This is a genomic window from Kribbella sp. NPDC051620, from assembly GCF_044453825.1.
GTDB lineage: Bacteria > Actinomycetota > Actinomycetes > Propionibacteriales > Kribbellaceae > Kribbella.
Genome location: NZ_JBITDB010000006.1, coordinates 210,999 through 231,931 on the forward strand (window position 1 = coordinate 210,999; position 20,933 = coordinate 231,931).

Below are 20,933 nucleotides of genomic sequence, written 5' to 3' on the forward strand. Positions count from 1 at the left end.
TTTGAACGCTCAAGAGGACCTTTGCCCCTAGGCCGACCCGGCCTTCACTACTTAGCGTTACGGCAGGTGGTGCACGCGGAGGGGTGTGCACCGTACCTACGGAGGGTCTTCGATGTCCGAGCGCGTCTTCTTCACCCGGCACGCAGCACTGGCGGTGGTCATGACGGTGACCGCCCTGGTGTTCGCCGGGATCATGCACGCCGGCGACAACGATCACCCGAGCGGCAGCGACGGGGCCGGCCTGACGACGGTGGCCGGCCACGTGCCGGTCACGGCCGATCGGCCGGTCCCGACCGGCCTGCCCGCCGACGCCGACGGCGACGAGGGCTCGCCGTTGACCACCCACGGATCGTTCACCGAGGGCATCCGGAAACTGACCGTCACCCGGGCGAGCGGGGCGGGAACTGTGACCGACCACGGTGACGGCACCTGGTCCTGGTCGTACACCAGCGCCGACGACGCGTCCGGCATCGTCGTGGTCCGGGCGACTGACGACAAGCGCGCGACCGGCACCGAGTCGTTCGGCTGGACGGCGGCCAACGTCGCACCCAGTCTCGGGCACCCGCTCAGTACCCGGCTCGGCGCCCTCGCGGTTTCGGTGAGCGCGCCGTACAGCGATCCGGGAACGGCGGACACGCACACGGCCTTCGTCCGCTGGGGTGACGGCAGCACTTCGCTCGCCGCCTCGGGGCGGGGCGCGGTGACCGGGAGCCACCGCTACGCCGCCAACGGCAGCTACCAGATCGGCATCAGCATCATCGACGACAACGACGGCAGGGACTCAGCGCGCCTGGGGCTGCGCAACTAGACGGCGTGAGGGCGGCCAGGAGGGGGGAGAAAGGGGGGAGGCGGCAGTCCGCCCTCACGACGAATCGTCACTCAGCAGGTCGATCGCGGCCTGCCTGTCCTTGACCCGGAGCTTCCGAAGTACCGACGAGATGTGCACCCGTACGGTGGTCGGCGACAGGAACAGCCGCCGGGCCACCTCGTCGGTGCTCAGCCCATCGGCCAGCAGCTCCATCACCTCCCACTCGCGGGAGGTGAGCCGGGCCGCCACCTTCGGCCGGCGACCGAACCTGGAAGGGCCAGGCGTCCGGAACTCGTTGAGGATGCGGGCCACCAGCGACCGCGGGATCGCCGCCTCGCCGGACAGCACCCCACGCAACGCGGCAGGCAACCGGACCGGGTCGGTGTCCTTGAGCAGGTAGCCCGATGCGCCGGCCCGGAGCGAGTCGAACAGGTCGGAGTCGTCGCGGGATACGGTCAGCATCACGATCGCCACCTCGGGCCGCAACTGGGCGATCTGGGTCGCCGCCCTGATGCCGTTGCCCGGCATGTGCACGTCCAGCAGCACCACGTCCGGATCGTGCTCCTGCACCAGCCGCACTGCCTCCGGACCGCTCGCGGCCTCGGCGCAGACCTCGAAACCGCCTGCCTCCAAGGCGGTCCGGATCTGGTTGCGCAGTTGCGGGTGGTCGTCGGCGATCACCACCCGGCGAGGTTCGGGGTTCACCATCTGACCTGCACCGTCGTTCCGCCCTCCGGCTTCGACTCGATCCGGAATACGCCCGGCAAGGCCTCCGTGCGTTCGCGCATGCTGATCAACCCGAAACCAGGTTGGCCGGCAGTCCGGCCGGCGGGCTCGAACCCCGTCCCGTCGTCGGTCACCTCCAGCAGCCGGCCCTCGCCGTCCTGCTCGAGCCGCACGCGGATCCGCTCGGCCTGCCCATGCCGTACGGCGTTGAGGACGGCCTCCCGAGCCACCCGGACCAGGGCATGCCGCTGCTCGGTATCAGCCGCGATCGAAACGTCCAGCTCCAGCGCCAGCGCAACGCCGTACCGCTCGGCGATCTGCTCGAGCGCGCGTTCCAGGGCGTCGGCAAGTGGCTCGTCGCCGGCCCGGCCGAGCGCGACCAGCATCTGACGCGCCTCGTCCAGCGCCCGGTCGCTCGAGGCGAGGATCCGGTCGACGCGTTGCTCGTCCACCGAGGCGAACGCGGCCAGCTCGGAGCGGATGTAGCCCAGCTCCTGCAGGACACCGTCGTGCATCTCCCGCGCAACTCTGCGCCGATCCTCGGCCACGGCCGCCACGGCCTGCGCCGCCCAGTAGCGGCTGATCTCCCGGCCGGCACCGATCAGTAACAGGAGGTAGCAGCCGGTACGGAGTACGTCGCCGCTGTAGACCCAGTCCGGCCCGCTCGCCGGGAAGATCAGGTAGTTCGCTCTGGCCAACGCACCCAACGCGCAGGCCGGCCCAAGCCAGCGCAGCAGTACGTCGTCCCGCTTGCGCGCCTCAACCGTGAATGCCACGGCTGCGGCGGCGAAGGCGAGCAGCGTGACGATCTGCGTGATCAGGAGACCCGGGTGACCATGACTGCTGATCGGGGGACGATACCCGGCCTCCACCTGGTCCGTCCCGGGTAAGTTGTCGCGCTGCCACAGCAGTACGAGAGCGATGACCACCACCACGCCGAGGAGCGGCGCGGCCAGCCACCGTCGCCACGCCGACCGCACCGAGCGGTGTGGAAGCAGCGCGGCCGCCGCGATCAGCAACGTGCCCAGCACCCGGAGCGGCGGGGGCAACCACAGCCCCAGCACACCCACCCAGTCCGTCTGGGCCAAGGTCAGTGCCAAGCCGGCATTAGCCACGCCCAGCAAGGCGAATCCCTGCAGCAGCAACAAGTCCTGCCGGCTGCCACTGCGCCGGAAGCGGCCGTACACGAGGTACGACAAGAGCACCGCGACACAGGCGTCGACCGTCTCCAGGACCAGGTGCGACGCAGGGCTCCGGTACTCCCACGCGCGCTGCCCTGCCGCGAACAGCGCAACCGTGATCACTACGCCGACCACGGCGACCAGCATGGTCACAGCAGACGTGCGACCTCCGGCCTCCGGCCGTGCCCTCGTCACGGCATTGCTCATGGTTACCGACCGTACGCCCTCAGCACTGGTCCCTGCACCTCCACGACCCGCCGGGCCGGGAGGTGCAGGGGTTGCGCTCAGCCCTTGATGGCGCCGCCGAGGGCGAAGGCGCCACCGAGCTTCCTGCTGAGGAGCAGGTAGAGCAGCAGGACCGGCAACGTGTAGATGAGGGAGTACGCGGCCAGCTGGCCGTAGTTCGGTTCGCCGTACTGGCCGAAGAAGGTGAAGATGCTCACCGAGGCCGGCAGGCGTTCCGGCGACAGCAGCAGCATGAAGGGGACGAAGAAGTTTCCCCACATGCCGATGAAGGTGAAGATGCCGACCACCGCGATGCCCGGCCACATCAGCGGCAGGACGATCCGGCGGAGCGCCTGCATGTTGCTGGCGCCGTCCACCCAGGCCGCTTCCTCCAGCGAGATCGGCACGCCGTCCATGAAAGTCTTGGTCAGCCAGATCGCGAACGGCAGCGACGAGGTCGCCATGAACAGGATCGTGCCGCCGAGCGTGTCGACCAGGTTGAGCTGCACGAACAGTCCGTAGACCGGCACCATCACCGCGGTGATCGGCAAGCCGGTACAGAACAGCACGGTCAGCAGGAACGGCCGGTTGAACTTGGTCTTGAAGCGGGACAGCGGATACGCCGCGAGCACCGAGCAGAGCATCGTCAGCAACGCCGACCCGCCGCACAGCACGATCCCGTTCAGGACCGGCCGGTACGTCGTGGTGACGTTCAGCACCGCCTTGAAGTTCGCGAAGGTCGGGCTGGTGGGCAACTCGACCCGCAGCCCCGCCGTCCGGTTGACCGACGCGAACAGCACCCAGAGCAACGGCAGGATGAACAGCACGCCGAGGAAGAGCAGGATCAGGTTCGCGGTCAACTTGTTGATCCGGTCGCGCGGGATCATGCGGCCTCCGCATTCAGTCCACGTAGGTAGATCAGCGAGAAGACCGCGCCGATCGCGAGCATCACCAGCGCGATCGCGGTGCCGTAGCCGATCTGCGAGAAGCTGAACGCCTGCTCGTACATGTACAGCGGCAGCGTCTGGCTCTTGGTGCCAGGACCACCTCGGGTCATCGCGAAGATCAGGCCGAAGACGCTCAGGGTCTGCAGCGTGATCAGCATCAGGTTCGTCATGATCGCCCGGCTGATCATCGGCAGCGTGACGAAGATCAGCCGCCGGAAACCGGTCGCGCCGTCCATCTCGGCCGACTCCTCGATCTCCTTCGGTACTTCGCTCAGCGCTGCCGAATAGACCAGCATCGAGAACGCCGTACCCCGCCAGATGTTGGCGATCGAGACGGCGATGATCGGTGCCGCGTACAACCAGTCCTGGCCGGGCAGCCCGACCTTGTGCAGGATCACGTTCAGCGTGCCGTCGGTGTTGAAGAACGCGCTGAGCAGGTACGCCGCCACCACCTCCGGCAGCACCCACGCGCCGATCACGGCGGTACCGACGAAGCTGCGGACGAGCTTGGTCGAGCGGCGCATCAGCAGCGCCAGGCCGAGACCGAGCGTGTTCTGGCCGATGATCGCGGAGATCAGCGTGAAGACCAGCGTCAGCCAGATCGAGTTGGTGAAGGCGTGGCTGCCGAAGGCCTTGCGGAAGTTGTCCAGCCCGACGAACTTCACGTTCGCCGCCCCGGTCCCGGTCAGCGCCATGTTGGTGAACGCGGCGTAGACGCAGTACAGGATCGGGCCGGCCAGGAAGACCAGCATCAGCCCGATGGCCGGTGCCAACGGCAACATCTTGAACAGCTTGGCGCCGCGCGGTGGCCCGCTCTGATCGGCAGGCTTGCTGCCGATCGGAGCGGGCACGGCGGGAGCAGTTGTCGTCACAGGGGAAACCCTTTCGGAAAACTTCTGCTTAGTTGCCGGCGGTCGTCTTGTCCTTGCCGACGATGCCCTCGACCGCTTCGTCGTAGTTCTTGGCCGCGTCCTCCGGCGACGACTGCCCGGTCATCACGGCCTCCATCGCGGTGATGATCTCGTTGGAGACCTTCGGGTACTCCGGCAGCGCCGGCCGGTAGACGGTGACCGAGACCAGGTCGGTGAAGAACTGGGTGCTCTTCGACGACGACTTGTAGCCGGCGTCGGCGGCGACGTCCTTGCGGACCGCGATCTGCGCGCCGTCGGTGGCGTACTTGGTCGCGTTCTTCTGCGTCTGCAGCGACTGGATGAACTTCCAGGCCGCGTCCGGCGACTTCGACTTGGCCGGGATCGCCCAGGTCCAGCCACCGGAGAGGCTGACCTTGCCCTTGCCGCCGCCGTCCTGGGTCGGCATCGCGGTCTGGCCCATCACGTCTGCCCACTGCGGCCACGGCTTGGCGCCGGTCTTGAGCCAGTTGCCGTAGATCCACGAGCCGTCCAGCGCGATCGCGAGCTTGTTGCCCGGCAGCAGCTCGGTACCGACCTTGCTGCCCATGTTCGGGTCGAGCGCCTGCTTCGGCGACGGGCCGAGGCCCTCGGTGTAGACGGTCTTGATGAAGTTCAGCGAGTCCTTGAAGCCCTGGCTGCCGACGACCCACTTCTGCGAGTCGTAGTTGTACAGCGGGTCCTTGGTGCCGTACATCAGCATCTCGAAGCCCTGCATGGCCGAAGCCTCACCCATCGGCTTGCCCGAGTACACGTTCATCGGGATCACACCGGGGAGCTTCTGCTTCAGCGTGCGCGCCGTGTTCAGCACGTCGTCCCAGTTCTTCGGCTGCCAGTCGGTCGGCAGGCCGGCCTGCTTGAACAAGTTCTTGTTGTACCAGAGGGCGCGGGTGTCCGTACCGTCCGGAATGCCGTAGGTCTTGCCGTCCTGACCCTTCGCGGCGCCCTTGGCGGTGTCCTCGAACTGGCTCCAGTCGGCCCAGTTCTTGATGTAGTCGTCGAGCGGCTTCAGGTACCCCGCGGTGATGTCGGAGTTGATCAGGAAGGTGTCCTCGTAGACGATGTCCGGCGCCGTGTTCGGCGAGCGCATCATCAGCTGCAGCTTGGTGTAGTAGTCGTTCTCACTCGCCACGATAGGGAGGATCTCGACCTTCGAACCGGGGTTCGCCGCCTCGTACTCGGCCTTTGCGCCGGTGAGGAAGTTCTTCATCGTGGTGCCGGGGCCCCATTGCTGGTAGGCGATCTTGATGTTCGCCGGGCCCGCACTCTGACTACCGCCGGCATCCGGCGTCTTGGTCGTCGACCCCTGACTACAGGCCGACACCCCCAGCAGGAGCGCGCCGACAGCTAGCACACCTGCGGTCTTGAAACCGTTTTTCATGGCCATCACGTCCACCTTCGGGCAATCGTTGTCATCCCGGTACCACCGCTCAAACCCCCTGGGCTTTCCGTGACCGTAGGAGGCTCAGACCAGTGAAGTCAATGGTTGAGAGACAACGTTGTCCTCGCCGTGACGCCGTTGCGCGGAGACCGGTTCGTAACAATCCGGTCACCGCGCCGACATCAGTCAGACGCTAACCGGCGAGGCCTCGTGCCGGGCCCGTACGACACTCCGTCCCCGACTCCGGGTCGCCGCCAATCCGCAGAGCAGCAGCCCCAGCACGAGCCAGCACCCGAGCACCAGGAATGAGCGGCCCGAGCCCGCGCCGTCGAAGAAGCTCACGGAGCGCAACGCGGTACCGGATGCTCCCGGCGGCAGGAACTGGCCGAGCGAACCCCAGCCGGTCGGCAGCATCTCCGGCGCACTGGTGAGCCCGGAGAGCGGGTTGCCGAGCAGCATCATCACTGCGCTGCCAGCGCCCAGGCCGACGAACCCGAACAACCCCTCCAGGCCCAGGAGCGTCAGCGAGATCGCACCGATCGACAAGCCGATCACGCTCGCGTTGGCAAGGTAGGTTCCCTCGAGCGAACCCAGCCAGAACTGCAGCACGGCCGCCAGCGCCAGCGAACCGGTCACAGCGAAGACGAGCGCCCCCGCGACCCGGCGGCCGCCGCCTCTGATCCGCTGGGTCAGCACGGCCGCGGCGATGATGCCACCGAGCACCAGCGGCAACGCACCGGCAGCCAAACCAGCCCCGCGCGGGTCATCCTTGGGCAGCGGGACGACATCGGTCACCTTCATCCGTACGCCGGGATTCTCAGCCGCGAGCCTGGTCGACAGCTGGGTGAGAATCTGGGCCACCGCTGGGCCGCCGGCCGATGCCGTCAGCACCTCGGGCGCCTGCGGATCGAGCACGATCGCGCCGTACACATCACGATCCTTGATCGCCTGGACCGCGGCCGCCCGATCCGCGACCGAGTCGATCTCGAACCCGCCCGGCATCGCCTGCTCGAGTCCACCCTTCACCTGCGCGGCGGCCTGCGCCGGACCCGCGACGGCGATCGGCAGGTCGCGCGGTTGCGACCGCGCGGCCGGCCAGGCGAACGCGATCAGCACGACGGTCAGCATCGCGGTCAGCAAGGTGACGACCGCCGCCACCGGAACGCGGCTGGTCTGTTCGGGGACAGCCTTGTGCTCGGACATCGCGGCTCAGCTCCTCATTCAAACCGAATGATCGTTCTTTATTGGTTCCGAGCCTGCCGGGATCACCCCTCAGTTGTCAAGAACGGACATTCGTTTTATGTTGGCGGCATGCCGAAGGTCACCGAGGAACACCGCGCCAACCGCCGGCGCGAGATCGTCCTGGCCGCGCGCAAGTGCGTGATGGACCAGGGCTTCCACAAGACGACGATGGCGGACGTGATCCGCGAGTCCGGACTCTCGGCCGGCGCGGTCTACGGCTACTTCAAGAGCAAGGAGGAGATCGTCTCGGCGATCGCGGACGACGCGCTGAGCACGATCGACCAGCTCTTCGAAGGCATCCTGAACTCCCCGGACCCGGTCACCCCGGTCGACGCGCTGCGGGCAGTGCTCGAACACGTGCTCCGGATCGCCGAGATGCCGGACAACGACCTGACCCGGGTCGCCATCCAGGCCTGGGCCGAGGCGCTGCACAACGACGCGATCATGGTGACGGCCTCCTCGAAGTACCGGATGCTGCGGTCGAACTTCGAGGCGGTCGCCCGGCGCGCGCAGGCCGACGGCACAGTCGACCCGGAGGCCGATCCCAAGCTGATCGCCCAGGCCCTCTTCGGTATGGTGCCCGGCTTCGTCCTCCAACGCCTGCTGCTCGGCGACGTCACCCCCCAGGGCTACACCACCGGCCTGGCCGCCCTGCTGAACGCACCGGCCGTCAAACCGGTCTAGCCCGGGGAACGATCGGCGGCTCCCCCACGTCCATCGAACGGAGGTGGGAGCGATCGACGACATCTGGATTCTGTTCCTGAGTCTTGCCGTGGTGGCGGGGTTTCTGGTCCTGCTCGCCTGGGCCGCGGCACGGTCGCGCCGGCGCGGGATCGGGGCTTCGATGATGGGTCCGTTCGAACAGATGTGGCGGCCGACGGCGGCCGAGTCACGGATCGAGATCCAGCTCCAGCAGGAGCGGAAGAAGCCGATCGGATCCCCCGACGAGCTCTGACTCCCAGAAAATGAAGGCTTCTCCCACTTCGCGACTGTCTGCGATCGAGATGTGACGGAGGGCTTGAGACTCGCGACTTACCCGGTTAGGTTGTGCCGAGCCGCTTATTTCAGAGCTTGAACTAAGCGGGTAAGGCACACAACGGCCGCTGGGGAGTCGGAGGTGCGATGCGGACAACCGTGGGGACAGCTCCGCCCAAGGCGGACTTCAACTGGTACTGGACCAGCCAAACCGCAAGCTTCGTAGGCGACCGCCTAACCGGTTTCGCCGTCCCCAGCATCGCCATCCTGACCCTCGACGCAACCTCTGCCCAGGTAGGCATCCTCTCCGCCATCGGCTGGCTCGCCTACCCCACCCTCGGCCTGGTAGCCGGTGCCGCCCTAACCCACCTCCCCCGCCGCAAGGTAATGATCACCGGCGAACTAACCCGCTTCGCCCTCTTCACCACCATCCCCCTGACCGCCCTGGCGGGTTGGGTCACCATCCCCCAACTCCTCATCGTCGTAGCCCTAGCCGGCATAGCCACAGTCTTCGTAGACATAGCCGGCCAGTCCTACCTCCCAGTCGTAGTCCCACCCGGAGCCCTGGTAACCGCCAACGCCAGCCTCCAAAGCTCCGACAGCCTCTCCAAACTCACAGGCCCCGCCCTAGCCGGCCTCTCCCTGAAACTCACCGGCCCGTACTACGGCCTGCTCCTGAGCGCCCTCCCCTTCCTAGCCTCAGCCCTCACCCGAACCCGCATCCAAACCCTCGAACCGACCGCCACGCCCGGCGCCGCGCCGTCCCGCGAGCGAAGCGAAGCGGGGCACCCCAGCCCCGGGCTCCAGGCCACCTCGCCTGAAGCCCGCGCCCTATCCCCCGCCGTCGCATCGCCGCAGGCGATGCGGCGGCGGATTGCTGTCGGTTTGCGGTTTGTGATGGACCACGAGGTCTTGAAGCCGTTGGTGATCGGCGCGGCTGTGCGTAGTTTCGGCACCGGCATGGTCGACGCTGTGCTGCTGCTCTTTGCCTATCGCGCGCTCGGACTGTCCAGCCTGCAGGGTGGGTTGTTGATTGCAGCCGGGTCCATCGGTGGGTTGCTGGGTGCGTTCGCTGCCAACCGCCTCGTCGACCGGTTCGGCACGCACCGCACCCTCCTGCTGACCGGGCTGGAAGGTGTGTTCTGGTTGGCGATTCCGGTCAGTCTGGTGTTTGCGCCGGCGATTGTCCTCGTGGTGATTCGCGTCTGCGCGTCGATCTGGTCGCCCGTCTGGAACGTACTGACCACCAGCGTCCGCCAGAACGTCACCCCGGCCGACCTCCAGAGCACCGTCCACGCGACTGCCCGGACCGTCACCTCCTCCACCATCCCGCTCGGCGCGCTCACCGGCGGGTTCGCGGCCGGCGTACTGGGTGGACAGCTCGGGACCTCGACCGGTCTCGTCCTCGTGCTAGCGACAGGAGGTGCGATCACCGGAGCCAGCGTGCTGTCGATCCGACGTTCAAGCCAAGCCTGAGGGAGATCGTATGCGCCCCACTACGACGCGAACCCTGAACACCAAGGAATTCGCGGACATCAAACACACCGTGTCCATCCGTTCCAAGGCACGCAAGAACCTCCTGCTCGACCCCAGCTACGCCGCACCGCTGCCGCAGGAGGTCAGCCTGCAACTGACCTACCGCTGCAACCTGCGCTGCACCCATTGCTACCAGTGGAACGAGCAAGGCTTCTTCCGCGACTTCAGCATCCAGAAGCAGAAGACCGAACTCGACCTGGAGGTCGTCGAGGACGTACTCCGCACCACAGCACCCGTCCGCTCGAAGCTCTTCCTCTGGGGCGGCGAGCCGCTCATGCACACCAAGTTCGACCAGGTCGCGGACCTCCTCGTGAAGTACCCGCGGACCGTCAACATGTGCACCAACGGCCTGCTCTTCAAGCGCAAGCTCGACGACCTGCTCAAGATCGGCGAGAACCTCAACCTGCTGGTCAGCCTGGACGGCCTCGGCGAGGACCACGAGGCACTCCGCGGCCGCGGCACCTTCAAGCGCACGATGGAGAACATCCAGCTGATGCTGGACCTCAAGCGCAAGGGCGAGTGGGACGGCGAGCTGTCGCTGTCCTGCATGGTCAGCCACGTCACCGTGCACAAGATGTACGAGTTCATGGAGTGGGCCGAGGAACTCGGCGTCAACACGGTCTACTTCCAGTTTCCCTGGTACATCAGCCCCCAGGTCGCCGACTCGATGGACGCCCTGTACGAGAAGACGTTCTCCTGGCTGAACCCGAGCACCGACACCAAGAAGCCGACCTGGCACTCGTACACCTACCAGCTGCCCGAGGAAGAGCTGCCGGCGCTGAAAGACTCGATGGCCCGCCTGGCCTCCCGCGCCTGGAACGTCCGCCTCCGCTACCAGCCGCAGCTCGAGGACGACGAGGTCGACGACTTCATCCTCGGTACGTCGCGCCCGGCCCAGCACCGCAGCAAATGCCTCGCGGTGTCCAACCGGATGGAGGTGCACGCCGACGGCGCCGTCAGCTCCTGCAAGTTCTTCCCGGAGTTCGTGGTCGGCAACCTGTACGACCAGTCGGTGACGGAGCTGTGGCAGAGCCAGTCCTTCAAAGAGGTCCGCCGGATCATGTCCGAGAACGGCATGATGCCGGTCTGCTCGAAGTGCATTCTCCTTTATCTGAACGGAGTCTGAGGTGGAGATCGAAGAACGCGTCAAGAACGTCCTGGCCAAGGTCCTCGACAACGGCATCACCGCCGGGGAGATCGGACCGGAGGCCGACCTGGTGGAGCAGTACGGCCTGGACTCGCTGCAGACCATCACCTTCCTGCTGGCGATCGAGGACGAGTTCGACCTCGAGCTCGACTACCCGAACCTGCAGCTGGACGATCTGCGCTCGGTCCGCCAGTTCAGTACCTTCGTCGCCAACCTGGCGGCCCCGGTGCGATGACTGAGCATCTCGTAGTGCGGCTGGGTACGTTCGACGCCGAGTCCCGATGGCGGCCGACCGATCTGGCCGCACTCCCGGCGATCGGCAACAGCGGCAGCGACCCGGCCGTCGACGCCATGGACGAGCTGCTCGCCGGCTTCTGCGACCCCGGTGACCTGCTGATCACCAGACGCCCGATGTCGACGGCGGTACGAGAAGGCCTTACAGACGTGGGATTGCGGTTCGACCACCTCGCCCTCGGCGACCCCGGCCCCGGCCCGATCGAGCGGCACATCCTGGCCGACCAGACGATCATGACCCAGCTCCGTGGCGCCACCATCGCGCCGTACGCCGTCCTGCCGGAGACCTGGACGCTGGCCAAACAGTTGCTTCCGGCACCGGATGTGGTTGCTCAGGTCAACTCGAAAACCTGGTCCAACGAACTGGTCCGGCGCCTGGGACTGCCAGGTGCCGGCCGCTTGGTTCGCAGTACCGACGAACTGGTCGACGCCGTCACCGCCCTTGATTTCAAGGCTTTGATCAAGGATCCGTACGGCGTCTCCGGCCGGGCGCTGCTCGAAGCGAACTCCCCCGGCGTCCTCAAGGCGATCGAGCGAGTCCTCCGCAAGCAGGTCGACCAGGGCCTGCGGGTCGAGCTCGTCGTACAGGAGAAGTTCCGCAAGCAACACGACTTCTCCGGCCATCTCCACCTCGACCCCGACGGCAGCTGGGAGTTCCTCGGCATCCAGCAGATGACCAACCGCGGCTTCCGCCACTTCGGCTCCAGCCCCGCCACCCCGTCGCTGATCGACCAGGGCTGGTACGCCGAAACCGTCGCCGAAGTCATGCCCGCCCTCACCGAGGCGGGCTACTGGGGCCCGGTCGGGATCGACTCCATGCTGCTCGACGACGGCACCGTGATCCCCGTCTTGGAGATCAACGCCAGGCAATCACTCGGCCTGCTCGCGATCCACCTCGACCGCCAGGCCAGGGAGCACGGCCTCACCGGCCACCTCTGGCAGCTCGAACTCAACCTCGCCCCCGGCGAGTCCGTCGAGGACCTGATCCGGGCCTTCGACACCATCCGGTACGCCGGAACCGCACAGCCAGGCGTCACGGTGCTCAACGGGAGCACCCTGGCGGCCCCTGGCGGGCGGGTCCACGTCGCCATCTTCTGCGCCGCCGGTGAGATCCACCGATGGCGGCAACGCCTGCTGACCGAACTGATCTCGGTCGGCCTGACACCACGAGGGATGACCGATGCCGCTTGAGATCGGCTTGATCGGAGCCACCGGGATCGCCGAACGCACGCTGCTGAAGCAGGGCGCCTGCGTCAGGGCACCGGACGCGCCAGGCTCGCCGGTGATCGCGATCGGCGCAGTCGCCGCGAGCGATCCGGTGCGCGCCAAGGAATACGCCAGCCGGCACGGGATCCCGGTGGTGCACGAGAGCTACGCGGCCCTGCTCGCCGACCCGTCGATCGACGCCGTCTACATCTCCCTGCACAACTCAGCCCACCACCGCTGGGCCGTGCGCGCGGCGGTCGCCGGCAAGCACGTGATCGTGGAGAAGCCGCTCTGCCTCACCGCCGAGGAGCTGGCCGAGCTGTCGTTCGCCGCCACGGACGTGAAGGTCTATGAGGCGGTCGCGACCGCGGACCACCCGTGGCAGCAGACGGTTCACGACTTTGTTCACGACGAGATCTATGGTCCCTTGGTCAAGATGGAGACCCGGATCAGGTTCGCAGTACCGGCTCCCGGCGGGTATCGCGATCGGCCGGAGCTCGGCGGCGGCATCTTCTTCGACACGGCGAGCTACTGGCTGCAGGCAGTCCAGGCGACCATCGGGCTGGACGCGATCACCGCTGAGGGCAGGTCGGACTTCGACGGACCCAACGGCGTCGACCGTTCCTTCGAGGCTTCGTTGCGCTGGGCGACCGGTGCCGAGGCGACGCTGACCGCGGACGTCGGCGAGCAGCACCTCTCGGACCACGTCTTCACCTTCGAACACGCCACGATCAAACTCAGGAACTTCCTCCGCCCGGTCGCCGCCGCCATCCCGCTCAACCTGATCGTCACCCCCACCGACGGCGACCGCCAGGTGATCGGCTTCCCGGCAATCTCCTACTACGAACGCCAGCTCACCCGGATCCTCGACAGCACCACCGACGACCTGGACGCGGCCACGCCGCGGATCGCCCTGATGGACGAGATCTACTCCGACGCCCGCCGCCGCAAGGGAACCCGATGAGCAACAAACGCCAACTCGACCGGATTGCCTTGAACCAAGTCCTGAAGGAAGCCGGCGTCGATCCCAGCGGCCCGCACGCCGAGATCACCGAACTCACCGAGGGCACCTTCAACACGGTCTACCGGATCGGCCCCGACCTGATCCTCAAGGTCTCGCCCGATCCGAGCGCTCCCGTTCTGACTTATGAACAAGACTTGATTCACACCGAAGCCTTGTTCTACGAGGCCGCCCGCGGCAAGGCGCCCGTTCCCGAGGTCGTGCACACGGGTGACGACTACCTGCTCATGACTGCCCTCCCCGGTACGACGATGCAGGGCGTGCCGGCCGATGAGCGTCCCGCCCTGCGGCGCGAACTGGGCGGCATCGTGTCGACGCTGCACGAGGTGACCGGCCCGGGCTTCGGCTACCCGCAGAAGGGTCTGGTCGCAACCTGGAGCCAGGCATTCCTGTCCATGGTCGACGACCTGCTCGCGGATGCCAGCCGGTTCGCGGTGGAGCTGCCACGGCCGGCCGAGCAGATCCGCCAGCTCGTCCTCAGTCGCCTCGACCGGCTGGACGAGGTACGGAGTCCGCGGTTGATCCACTTCGACCTCTGGGACGGCAACATTCTGGTCGAGGACGGACGGATCACCGGGCTGGTCGACGGCGAGCGCGCGTTCTGGGGTGACCCGGTGGCCGAGTTCGTCTCGCTCACGCTGTTCAGCTCGTCGGTGGATGCCGAGTTGCTCGCCGGGTACGGCGAGATCGAGCTGGGCGAGACGCTCGGGCTGTACCGGATCTACCTGTATCTGATCATGCTGATCGAGGGCACCCCGCGCGGCTACGAGGGGCCTGACCATGATGCGACGGTGAAGCTGGTCCTGCGGCACCTGACCAAAGAGCTGGACCGCCTGTGATCGAAATCCTCACCTCTGGTGTGGCGCTCGGAGTCCACGTGCCTGGTCTCCTGCTGGCCGACCGCCTGAAGGAGCAGGGCCGTCCGGCGAACGTCTCCGTGCTGGAGCGCCTGATGCCGCCCGAGACCCTCGCGACCACGGCCCGCTCCAAGCAGGCCTTCCACCGCGACTTCCGGATCGCCCTGGCCGGCCAGAAGCTCGCCCGCGACGCCTCGGTCGCCACGGAGGAGACAGCTGTCACCGCCCTCCTCGCAGGCTGGCAGGCGCGGGGAGTGACCCGCTTCGTGGTCTTTTCCGGCTTCTGGCTCCCACTGGTCGAGCGGTACATCGCCCAGTACGGCGAAGTGCCCGTAGACGTGTGCCATGTCGACTCGGTCCAGTCCCCGTCCTTCGACAAGGCCGGGCCGACCACGCTGCCGGTGCGGCACATCTGGCTCGCGGACGCCGACAACCTGACGATCCCCTGCAGCATCCCGGTCAGCCGGGATGAACCCGTGTCCTGGCAGCACAGGGATCAGCGGTTGCTGGTGCACGGTGGTGGCTGGGGCATGGGGACCTACCGCGAGCGGGCCGACGACCTGCTCCAGGCCGGCTTCGAGCTGGACGTAGTCGCCTACGAGGACCGGGACCTCTCCACCGAGCGCGTGCGCTACTTCATGATCGACCCCGAGTGGCACCCGTGGCTCGACGACGGCTATCCGCCCTTCGGCGAGGTAGAAGCAGGGAAGCCGACCACCTTCCACCAGCGGACAGGGCACCACGGCTCCTTCGACCTGTGCCGCCAAGCGCTCGCCACGGTGAGCAAGCCTGGTGGAGGCACACTGCTCGACTCGCTGTGGTCTGCGACTCCGACCGTCTTGCTAGAGCCCTTCGGCCCACATGAGCAGCGCAATGCCGACCTGTGGATCGAACTGGGCTTCGGCATCTCGTTCGAGCAGTGGCAGCAGAAGGGGTTCGCTGTGGAGGTACTGGAGGACCTGCACAGAGCACTGGTCGCCGCAGACGTCCCCGACTACTCGCAGGCGCTGCTGTGACTCACCCGACCTCGCTGTGGCAGACATTCGCCCTGGAGATGGACGAGAAGCGCCCCGGCTTCGCCAAGGGCCCCTGGTTCACGATGAACACAGTGCTGACGCTCGCCGACCAACTGGACGCCGACCGACTAGCTGAGGCTTTCCAGCGACTACAGCAGCGCCATCAGGTACTGCGCACAGAGGTCAGCGACGACCGCCTCCAACTCATTCACCCCGAGCCCCGCTCATCCCTGGAACTCGTCGACGAGGTCAGCTCGCATGCCCCGGTAGACATCGCCCGCCCGATCAGACTGCGCCTAGCCGGCAACCAGCTCGCACTGCACCTGCACCACATGGTCTCCGACCCGGTAACCCTCTGGGAGACAGTCACCGAGCTAGCCGCCCTCTATACCGGTCAAGAGCTACCACCACCTGCCCAGTACGCCGACTACACGGCAGCAGAGACAGACCAGGTACGCCGTACCAGCACCGAAGCCGCCGCCTGGTGGCACTCCCGCATCCGGGACGCCAAGGTCTCACCGCAACCGCAGCCGCAGCCGCAGCCGGCGGCCCCGTCCGCCTCCGCCCCGCCCGCCAGCGCCTTGGCCTTTCGCGACGCCCTGCTCAGCACCCAAGAGGTTGCCGCCGTCGACGTCCTGACCAAGCAGCACCGAAGCACCCCTCTGGTCACCTACCTAGCCGCACTAGCCCACGGCATGGACCCGCACGTCGGCCCTGGCGACACCCTGGCCTTCACCACCCTCTTCGGCAAGCGAGACCGCCCGGCCTGGCAGCACCTGCTCGGCCCCTGCATCGTCCCTTCCTACCTGGCCATCCCCCGCGTCACCGGCTCACTAGCCGCCGACATACCCGCAGTACGGGACGCCGTAGTCGGTTGCAGCCGCTACGCCCGCTACCCAGCCTCAGCGATCTACGAGACAGTCACTGACCCCCAGCGCACCCCGTTCTTCGAGTACGTCCCCCAGCAATGGCCCACCGGCTTCACCTTCGGCACAGTCAAAGCGGAGGTCGCTACAGCCGCAGGTCCCAAGGACACCGGGCTGGCCGACGCCCTGGCGATCCGTGTCCGCACCAGGACGGACGGCGTACTCACTGGCCACTTCAGTGCCGACGGCACCGACTGGACCGAGCCACTGGTGCACCAGGTGCGGGCCGGCTTCCGCGACTACCTCCTCCGCAAAGAGGGGACCTAGCACTACCCCCGCAGGCTGCCCAACTCCCTGGGGACGGCGTCCACGTCTCCGTAGCGTCGATCTCGTCAGTCGGGACAGCTACAAGGGGTCAGCCATGAGGCGCAACAAGGAAGTACTCACCAGATCGAACCACTCGGTCGTGCTGCAGGACGTACGACGGGTCTATGGCAAGGGCGGCAACGCCGTGACTGCGCTGGACGGCGTCACCATCAGCTTCGCGCGGGGCACCTTCACCGCCGTGATGGGCCCGTCGGGCTCCGGCAAGAGCACCTTTCTGCACTGCGCCGCGGGACTCGACCGGCCGACCGCCGGTACGGTCTCGATCGACGACGTACCGCTGGCCGGCCTGAGCGAGCGGCAGCTCACCGAACTGCGCCGCGAGCGGATCGGCTTCGTCTTCCAGTCGTTCAACCTGCTGCCGGCTCTGACGGTCTGGCAGAACGTCACGCTGCCGCAGGAGCTCGACGGCCGCCGCACCAACAAGGCCGCCGTCCGCGAGGTACTGGACCGGGTAGGCCTCAGCGGCAAGCACAAGAGCCGCCCTGGCGAACTGTCCGGCGGCCAGCAGCAGCGCGTCGCCATTGCCCGCGCCCTGGTCGCTCGGCCAGCAGTGATCTTCGCCGACGAGCCGACCGGCGCACTGGACACCCAGACCGCCGCCGACGTCCTCGACCTGCTCTGCGAGCCAGTCCGCACCCAGGGCCAGACAGTCGTCATGGTCACCCACGACCCGGTCGCGGCCTCGTACGCCGACCAGGTGGTCTTCCTCGCCGACGGCGTACTGGCCGGCAGCCTGCTCTCACCGACCGCCGAGCAGGTAGCAGACCGCCTCACCCACCTCGGCGCCCGCGCAGCCCGCGCCGCCGAGGCAGCCCGCGCCGAAGCCGCCAGCGCCACCCAGGCAGCTCGCGAAGCCGCCGGGGCAGCACGATGATGCGCCTGGCCGTCCGTACCCTGCGCTACCGCAAGAGCGGCTTCATCGCCACCTTCGTCGCCGTCATCTTCGGCACGGCCATCGTGCTCGCCTGCGGCGGCCTGATGGAGACCGGCATCCGCTCCAACGTCGCCCCCGAACGCCTGGCCGCGGCGCCGATCGTCGTCACCGGCAAGCTCACCCACCTCCGTCCGGGCAAGGAAGACGTCACCCACCTCACCGAGCAGGTCGGCGTCGACGACTCGGTCGCCGCCAAGATCCGTTCCCTGCCAGGCGTCACCGACGTCATCGGCGACCAGACCTTCCCGGCGCCGGTCCCCCAGGGCCAAGGCTTCACCAAAGGTCAAGGCCACAACTGGTCAGCCGCCACGCTGGCCCCCTTCCACCTCACCGCCGGTACTGCGCCTCGCCCCGGCGCTGTCGTCATCGACGCAACGACCGCGCGGGACCTCGACGCGAAGCTCGGTGGCAAGGTGAACCTGCTGGTCGGCGGCCGGCAGTCCGCCTTCACCGTCGACGGAATCGCCTCCGGCCCCGCCGGCAACACCTTCTTCGCCGACGAGGACGCGAGCCGCCTGGCCGGCCGGCCCGGCCAGTTCTCCTCCCTCGGCGTACTCGTTGCCCCTGGCACCGATCTGAAGGCGTTGCGCAAGCAGATCGAGAAGACCGCCGATGTGTCCGCACTGATCGGCATCGACCGCGGCCAGGTCGAGCACCCGGACGCGGCGGCCAAGAAGACCATTCTGATCTCGGTCGCCGGCTCGTTCGGTGGGATCGCGACGATGACGATGATGTTCGTCGTCGCCTCGACCCTCGCCCTGGCCGCGCAGCACCGGCAGCGTGAGTTCGCCTTGCTGCGCAGCATCGGGACCACGCCGGGCCAGGTCCGCCGGATGATTCTGGGCGAGGCGATGCTGGTCTCGCTGCCGGCGGTACTGGCCGGTGTGATTCCCGGTGCGCTGCTTGGCCGCTTCCTCTTCGATCAGCTCTCGAAGAACGGGGTGGCGTCACCCGACGTGACCTTTTATCAAGGTCTGATCCCGTTCGCGGCCGGTGCGGGAGCCGCAGTACTGGCGGCGGTCGGTGCGGCGTTCATGGCGTCGCGCCGGTCGGCCAAGATCCGGCCGGTCGAGGCGCTGGTCGAGTCCTCGCTGCAGACCAAGTGGTTCAGCTGGGTACGGCTGGTGATCGGCCTGCTCTTCGTCGGCGGCGGTCTCGCGTTGATGATCGTGACGGGCGCCGTGATGAGCGGACCGCTGGCCGGTGCGACCGCCGGTCCCGCGGTGCTCTGCTGGGCGATCGGCCTCGCAGTGCTCGGCCCGCTGGTCACCAAGCTGATCCTCGGCATCCTCCGCTGGCCGCTGTACGCGGTGAGCCGGGTCAACGGACGGCTCGCGATCCTCAACGTGACAGCACGATCCGTCGCCATGTCGGCCGCGGTGATGCCGGTCATGCTGGCCGTCGGGATCGCCACCGCAAACATCTACATGCAGACCACCAACGTGGACGCGGCCTCGAAGGCCTTCACCAAGGACCTGCGGGCCGACGCGGTCCTCGTCTCCACCGCTTCGGGTCTCTCACCGTCGCTTCTCCCCCAGGTCCAGGCACTGAAGGGGGTGGCGAGCGCGTCCGCCTACGTCACCAGCCTCGGCGTCATCGACGAGCCGCGGAACGCGCCCTTCGACGAGGACGGCGCCCTGCTGCAAGGCGTCTCACCTCAGGGCGCGGACGGTACTGCGCCAGTACGTCTGACCACCGGCTCCCTCGAGGGGCTGACCGGCAACACGGTCGCGCTCCCTGACCTGGTAGCCAACAAGATCAAGCGCCCGGTCGGTACGTCGATCAAGATGACGCTTGGCGACGGAGCCTCCGTCGACCTCCGCGTTGTCGCCACCTTCGCAGCCGAACGCGGGTACGAGAGCATCGTCCTTCCCGCCGACCTGGTCGCCGCCCACACCACCGATCGCCTCGCCCGCAGATCCTCGTCCGCGCCGAGCCCGGCGCCTCGATCGGCCCGGCCCTGGCCAAGCTCGCCGCCGCGACTCCCGGCGTACAGGTAGCCAACCGCGACTCTCTCATCGCCGGCAACAACGAGGACCTGAAGACCCAGGCCTGGATCAACTACCTCCTGGTCGGCATGCTGATCGCTTACACCGCAGTCTCGGTGGTCAACACCCTGGCCTCGGCCACGGTCCGCCGCCGCCGCGAGTTCGGCCTCCAACGCCTGACCGGCTCCACCCGAGGCCAAGTCCTCAGAATGCTAACCACAGAAGGCATCCTGGTAGCCCTCTCCGGCATAGTCCTGGGCACCCTGGTAGCCCTGGCCACCCTCCTCCCCTACGCCTCCGCAGTCTCCACCTCAGCAACCCCCTCAGGCCCCATCTGGATCTACCTCGCCATCATCGCCATCGCCTTCACCCTGACCATGCTCTCCACCCTCATCCCCGCCACCAAGTCCCTCTCCACCAGACCCGCCGAGGCCGCCGCCCGCGCCGACTGACCCCTGCGCCGGCGCCTCGCGCAGGACTGGGTCCGCCGACAGCACCCCTGTCCGAGGACTCCAGTTCATGCCCCATCCACACACTCACCCCCGCGAGCACCTCGCACTCCACCCAGCCACACACCCACCCGGCGGACACCACACACCCCACCCACCGTCCGCACCGCGCGCAGCGCGGTGCGGACGGTGTTATTTGGCGGGGGTCGGTTCGGCTACTGGCTGGAGAGCGATGGTGGTCGCTTGCACCAGTCCAGCGTGCCTACGCAGCCAAGCGGACACCGGAAGCTGCAGGTCCTCGAAGTCCTTCTCCTCCAAAGCAACCGGCGGCGTCGGCACGCTGGCGCCGAGTTCGGCGAGGACCGGGCGAAGATGCAGATCAGCCAGCAGCTTGTGGCTGGGCGCCGCCGACACAGTGACCGGCACGACGACCGACCCAGCCAGCGCCAGATGCGGCAGTACGTCGAGGAAGCTCTTCAGCAACCCCGTATAACTCCCCTTGTAAACAGGCGTAGCCAGCACGATCACCGAAGCCGACGACACCAACTCGATCGCGCTGTCCAACGCCTCGCGATCGACGTCGGCCGCACTCTCCCCCTGGAAGATGGCCGGCGCGAACGTGACGAGGTCGATCAGCTCGTCGATCCGGTACGGCGTACCGAGCTCAGAAGCAAGCAACTCGGCCACCGACGCGGCCGCCGCCGCCGTCCGGGACCCGGCTTTGGGGTTCCCCACCACGGTGACGACGGATTGCGGCCAGACCGGCGGATCCGGCACGATCCGCGGCTCGAAGACGGTTGAGGGCATCGGGACCCAACTCCTGAGAGGTTCGGCAGTGA

General features: G+C 67.4%; 21 protein-coding genes. 14 read left to right on the forward strand and 7 right to left on the reverse strand.

Annotated features, from left to right (window positions below; all coding sequences use genetic code 11):
• Positions 1-112: 112 nt before the first annotated feature.
• Positions 113-808 (forward strand): hypothetical protein, encoded by a 696-nt coding sequence (locus ACIA12_RS30575; RefSeq protein ID WP_396370640.1) that lies wholly within the window; start codon positions 113-115, stop codon positions 806-808.
• A 54-nt stretch (positions 809-862) separates the two neighbouring features.
• On the opposite strand, the gene ACIA12_RS30580 is transcribed toward ACIA12_RS30575, so the two are convergent.
• The 6 genes from ACIA12_RS30580 to ACIA12_RS30605 all read right to left on the reverse strand — a co-directional run bounded on the left by ACIA12_RS30580 (position 863) and on the right by ACIA12_RS30605 (position 7,379).
• Complete coding sequence (locus ACIA12_RS30580; protein ID WP_396370641.1) at positions 863-1,516, reverse strand: response regulator; 654 nt, start codon at positions 1,514-1,516, stop codon at positions 863-865.
• Entirely contained in the window at positions 1,510-2,922 is a 1,413-nt protein-coding gene (locus ACIA12_RS30585) for a sensor histidine kinase (RefSeq protein ID WP_396370642.1), read from the reverse strand. Before ACIA12_RS30585 ends, ACIA12_RS30580 begins: the two co-directional genes overlap by 7 nt.
• A 77-nt stretch (positions 2,923-2,999) precedes the next feature.
• Positions 3,000-3,827 (reverse strand): carbohydrate ABC transporter permease, encoded by an 828-nt coding sequence (locus ACIA12_RS30590; RefSeq protein WP_396370643.1) that lies wholly within the window; start codon positions 3,825-3,827, stop codon positions 3,000-3,002.
• Entirely contained in the window at positions 3,824-4,759 is a 936-nt protein-coding gene (locus ACIA12_RS30595; RefSeq protein WP_363828475.1) for a sugar ABC transporter permease, read from the reverse strand. Before ACIA12_RS30595 ends, ACIA12_RS30590 begins: the two co-directional genes overlap by 4 nt.
• A 28-nt stretch (positions 4,760-4,787) precedes the next feature.
• Entirely contained in the window at positions 4,788-6,182 is a 1,395-nt protein-coding gene (locus tag ACIA12_RS30600) for an extracellular solute-binding protein (RefSeq protein WP_396370644.1), read from the reverse strand.
• 180 nt (positions 6,183-6,362) lie between these two features.
• A complete protein-coding gene (locus ACIA12_RS30605; protein WP_396370646.1) occupies positions 6,363-7,379 on the reverse strand; it encodes a hypothetical protein in 1,017 nt (338 codons plus the stop codon).
• Between the two features lie 108 nt (positions 7,380-7,487).
• Between ACIA12_RS30605 and ACIA12_RS30610 the strand changes: the two genes are divergently transcribed.
• From ACIA12_RS30610 to ACIA12_RS30670, 13 genes are all read left to right on the forward strand, one after another.
• A complete protein-coding gene (locus ACIA12_RS30610; protein WP_396370647.1) occupies positions 7,488-8,102 on the forward strand; it encodes a TetR/AcrR family transcriptional regulator in 615 nt (204 codons plus the stop codon).
• Positions 8,103-8,145: 43 nt separating this feature from the next.
• Positions 8,146-8,373: a hypothetical protein gene (locus tag ACIA12_RS30615; protein ID WP_396370648.1), complete on the forward strand. Its 228-nt coding sequence runs from the start codon at positions 8,146-8,148 to the stop codon at positions 8,371-8,373.
• 167 nt (positions 8,374-8,540) lie between these two features.
• A complete protein-coding gene (locus ACIA12_RS30620) occupies positions 8,541-9,869 on the forward strand; it encodes an MFS transporter (RefSeq protein ID WP_396370649.1) in 1,329 nt (442 codons plus the stop codon).
• A gap of 10 nt (positions 9,870-9,879) precedes the next feature.
• On the forward strand, positions 9,880-11,055 hold the full coding sequence (locus ACIA12_RS30625) for a radical SAM protein (protein ID WP_396370650.1): 1,176 nt from the start codon (positions 9,880-9,882) through the stop codon (positions 11,053-11,055).
• Between the two features lies 1 nt (position 11,056).
• Entirely contained in the window at positions 11,057-11,311 is a 255-nt protein-coding gene (locus ACIA12_RS30630) for an acyl carrier protein (RefSeq protein ID WP_343964522.1), read from the forward strand.
• Entirely contained in the window at positions 11,308-12,561 is a 1,254-nt protein-coding gene (locus ACIA12_RS30635) for a hypothetical protein (RefSeq protein WP_396370651.1), read from the forward strand. The genes ACIA12_RS30630 and ACIA12_RS30635 overlap by 4 nt, the downstream gene beginning before the upstream one ends.
• Positions 12,551-13,540 (forward strand): Gfo/Idh/MocA family protein, encoded by a 990-nt coding sequence (locus tag ACIA12_RS30640; protein WP_396370652.1) that lies wholly within the window; start codon positions 12,551-12,553, stop codon positions 13,538-13,540. The genes ACIA12_RS30635 and ACIA12_RS30640 overlap by 11 nt, the downstream gene beginning before the upstream one ends.
• Positions 13,537-14,436: a phosphotransferase family protein gene (locus ACIA12_RS30645; RefSeq protein ID WP_396370653.1), complete on the forward strand. Its 900-nt coding sequence runs from the start codon at positions 13,537-13,539 to the stop codon at positions 14,434-14,436. Before ACIA12_RS30640 ends, ACIA12_RS30645 begins: the two co-directional genes overlap by 4 nt.
• Positions 14,433-15,470 carry a hypothetical protein gene (locus tag ACIA12_RS30650; RefSeq protein WP_396370654.1) on the forward strand — a complete coding sequence of 346 codons (1,038 nt, stop codon included), beginning with the start codon at positions 14,433-14,435 and terminating at the stop codon, positions 15,468-15,470. Before ACIA12_RS30645 ends, ACIA12_RS30650 begins: the two co-directional genes overlap by 4 nt.
• Complete coding sequence (locus ACIA12_RS30655; protein ID WP_396370655.1) at positions 15,467-16,663, forward strand: condensation domain-containing protein; 1,197 nt, start codon at positions 15,467-15,469, stop codon at positions 16,661-16,663. The genes ACIA12_RS30650 and ACIA12_RS30655 overlap by 4 nt, the downstream gene beginning before the upstream one ends.
• Positions 16,664-16,757: 94 nt before the next feature.
• The gene (locus tag ACIA12_RS30660) at positions 16,758-17,597 is read left to right on the forward strand and encodes an ABC transporter ATP-binding protein (RefSeq protein WP_396370656.1); all 840 of its coding nucleotides are present in this window, start codon (positions 16,758-16,760) and stop codon (positions 17,595-17,597) included.
• Positions 17,594-19,657 carry an ABC transporter permease gene (locus tag ACIA12_RS30665; RefSeq protein ID WP_396370657.1) on the forward strand — a complete coding sequence of 688 codons (2,064 nt, stop codon included), beginning with the start codon at positions 17,594-17,596 and terminating at the stop codon, positions 19,655-19,657. Before ACIA12_RS30660 ends, ACIA12_RS30665 begins: the two co-directional genes overlap by 4 nt.
• 77 nt (positions 19,658-19,734) lie before the next feature.
• A complete protein-coding gene (locus ACIA12_RS30670) occupies positions 19,735-20,097 on the forward strand; it encodes an ABC transporter permease (RefSeq protein ID WP_396370658.1) in 363 nt (120 codons plus the stop codon).
• A 189-nt stretch (positions 20,098-20,286) separates the two neighbouring features.
• Here ACIA12_RS30670 and ACIA12_RS30675 read toward each other — a convergent pair whose 3' ends face one another.
• The gene (locus tag ACIA12_RS30675; protein WP_396370659.1) at positions 20,287-20,901 is read right to left on the reverse strand and encodes an NADPH-dependent FMN reductase; all 615 of its coding nucleotides are present in this window, start codon (positions 20,899-20,901) and stop codon (positions 20,287-20,289) included.
• Positions 20,902-20,933: the final 32 nt, after the last annotated feature.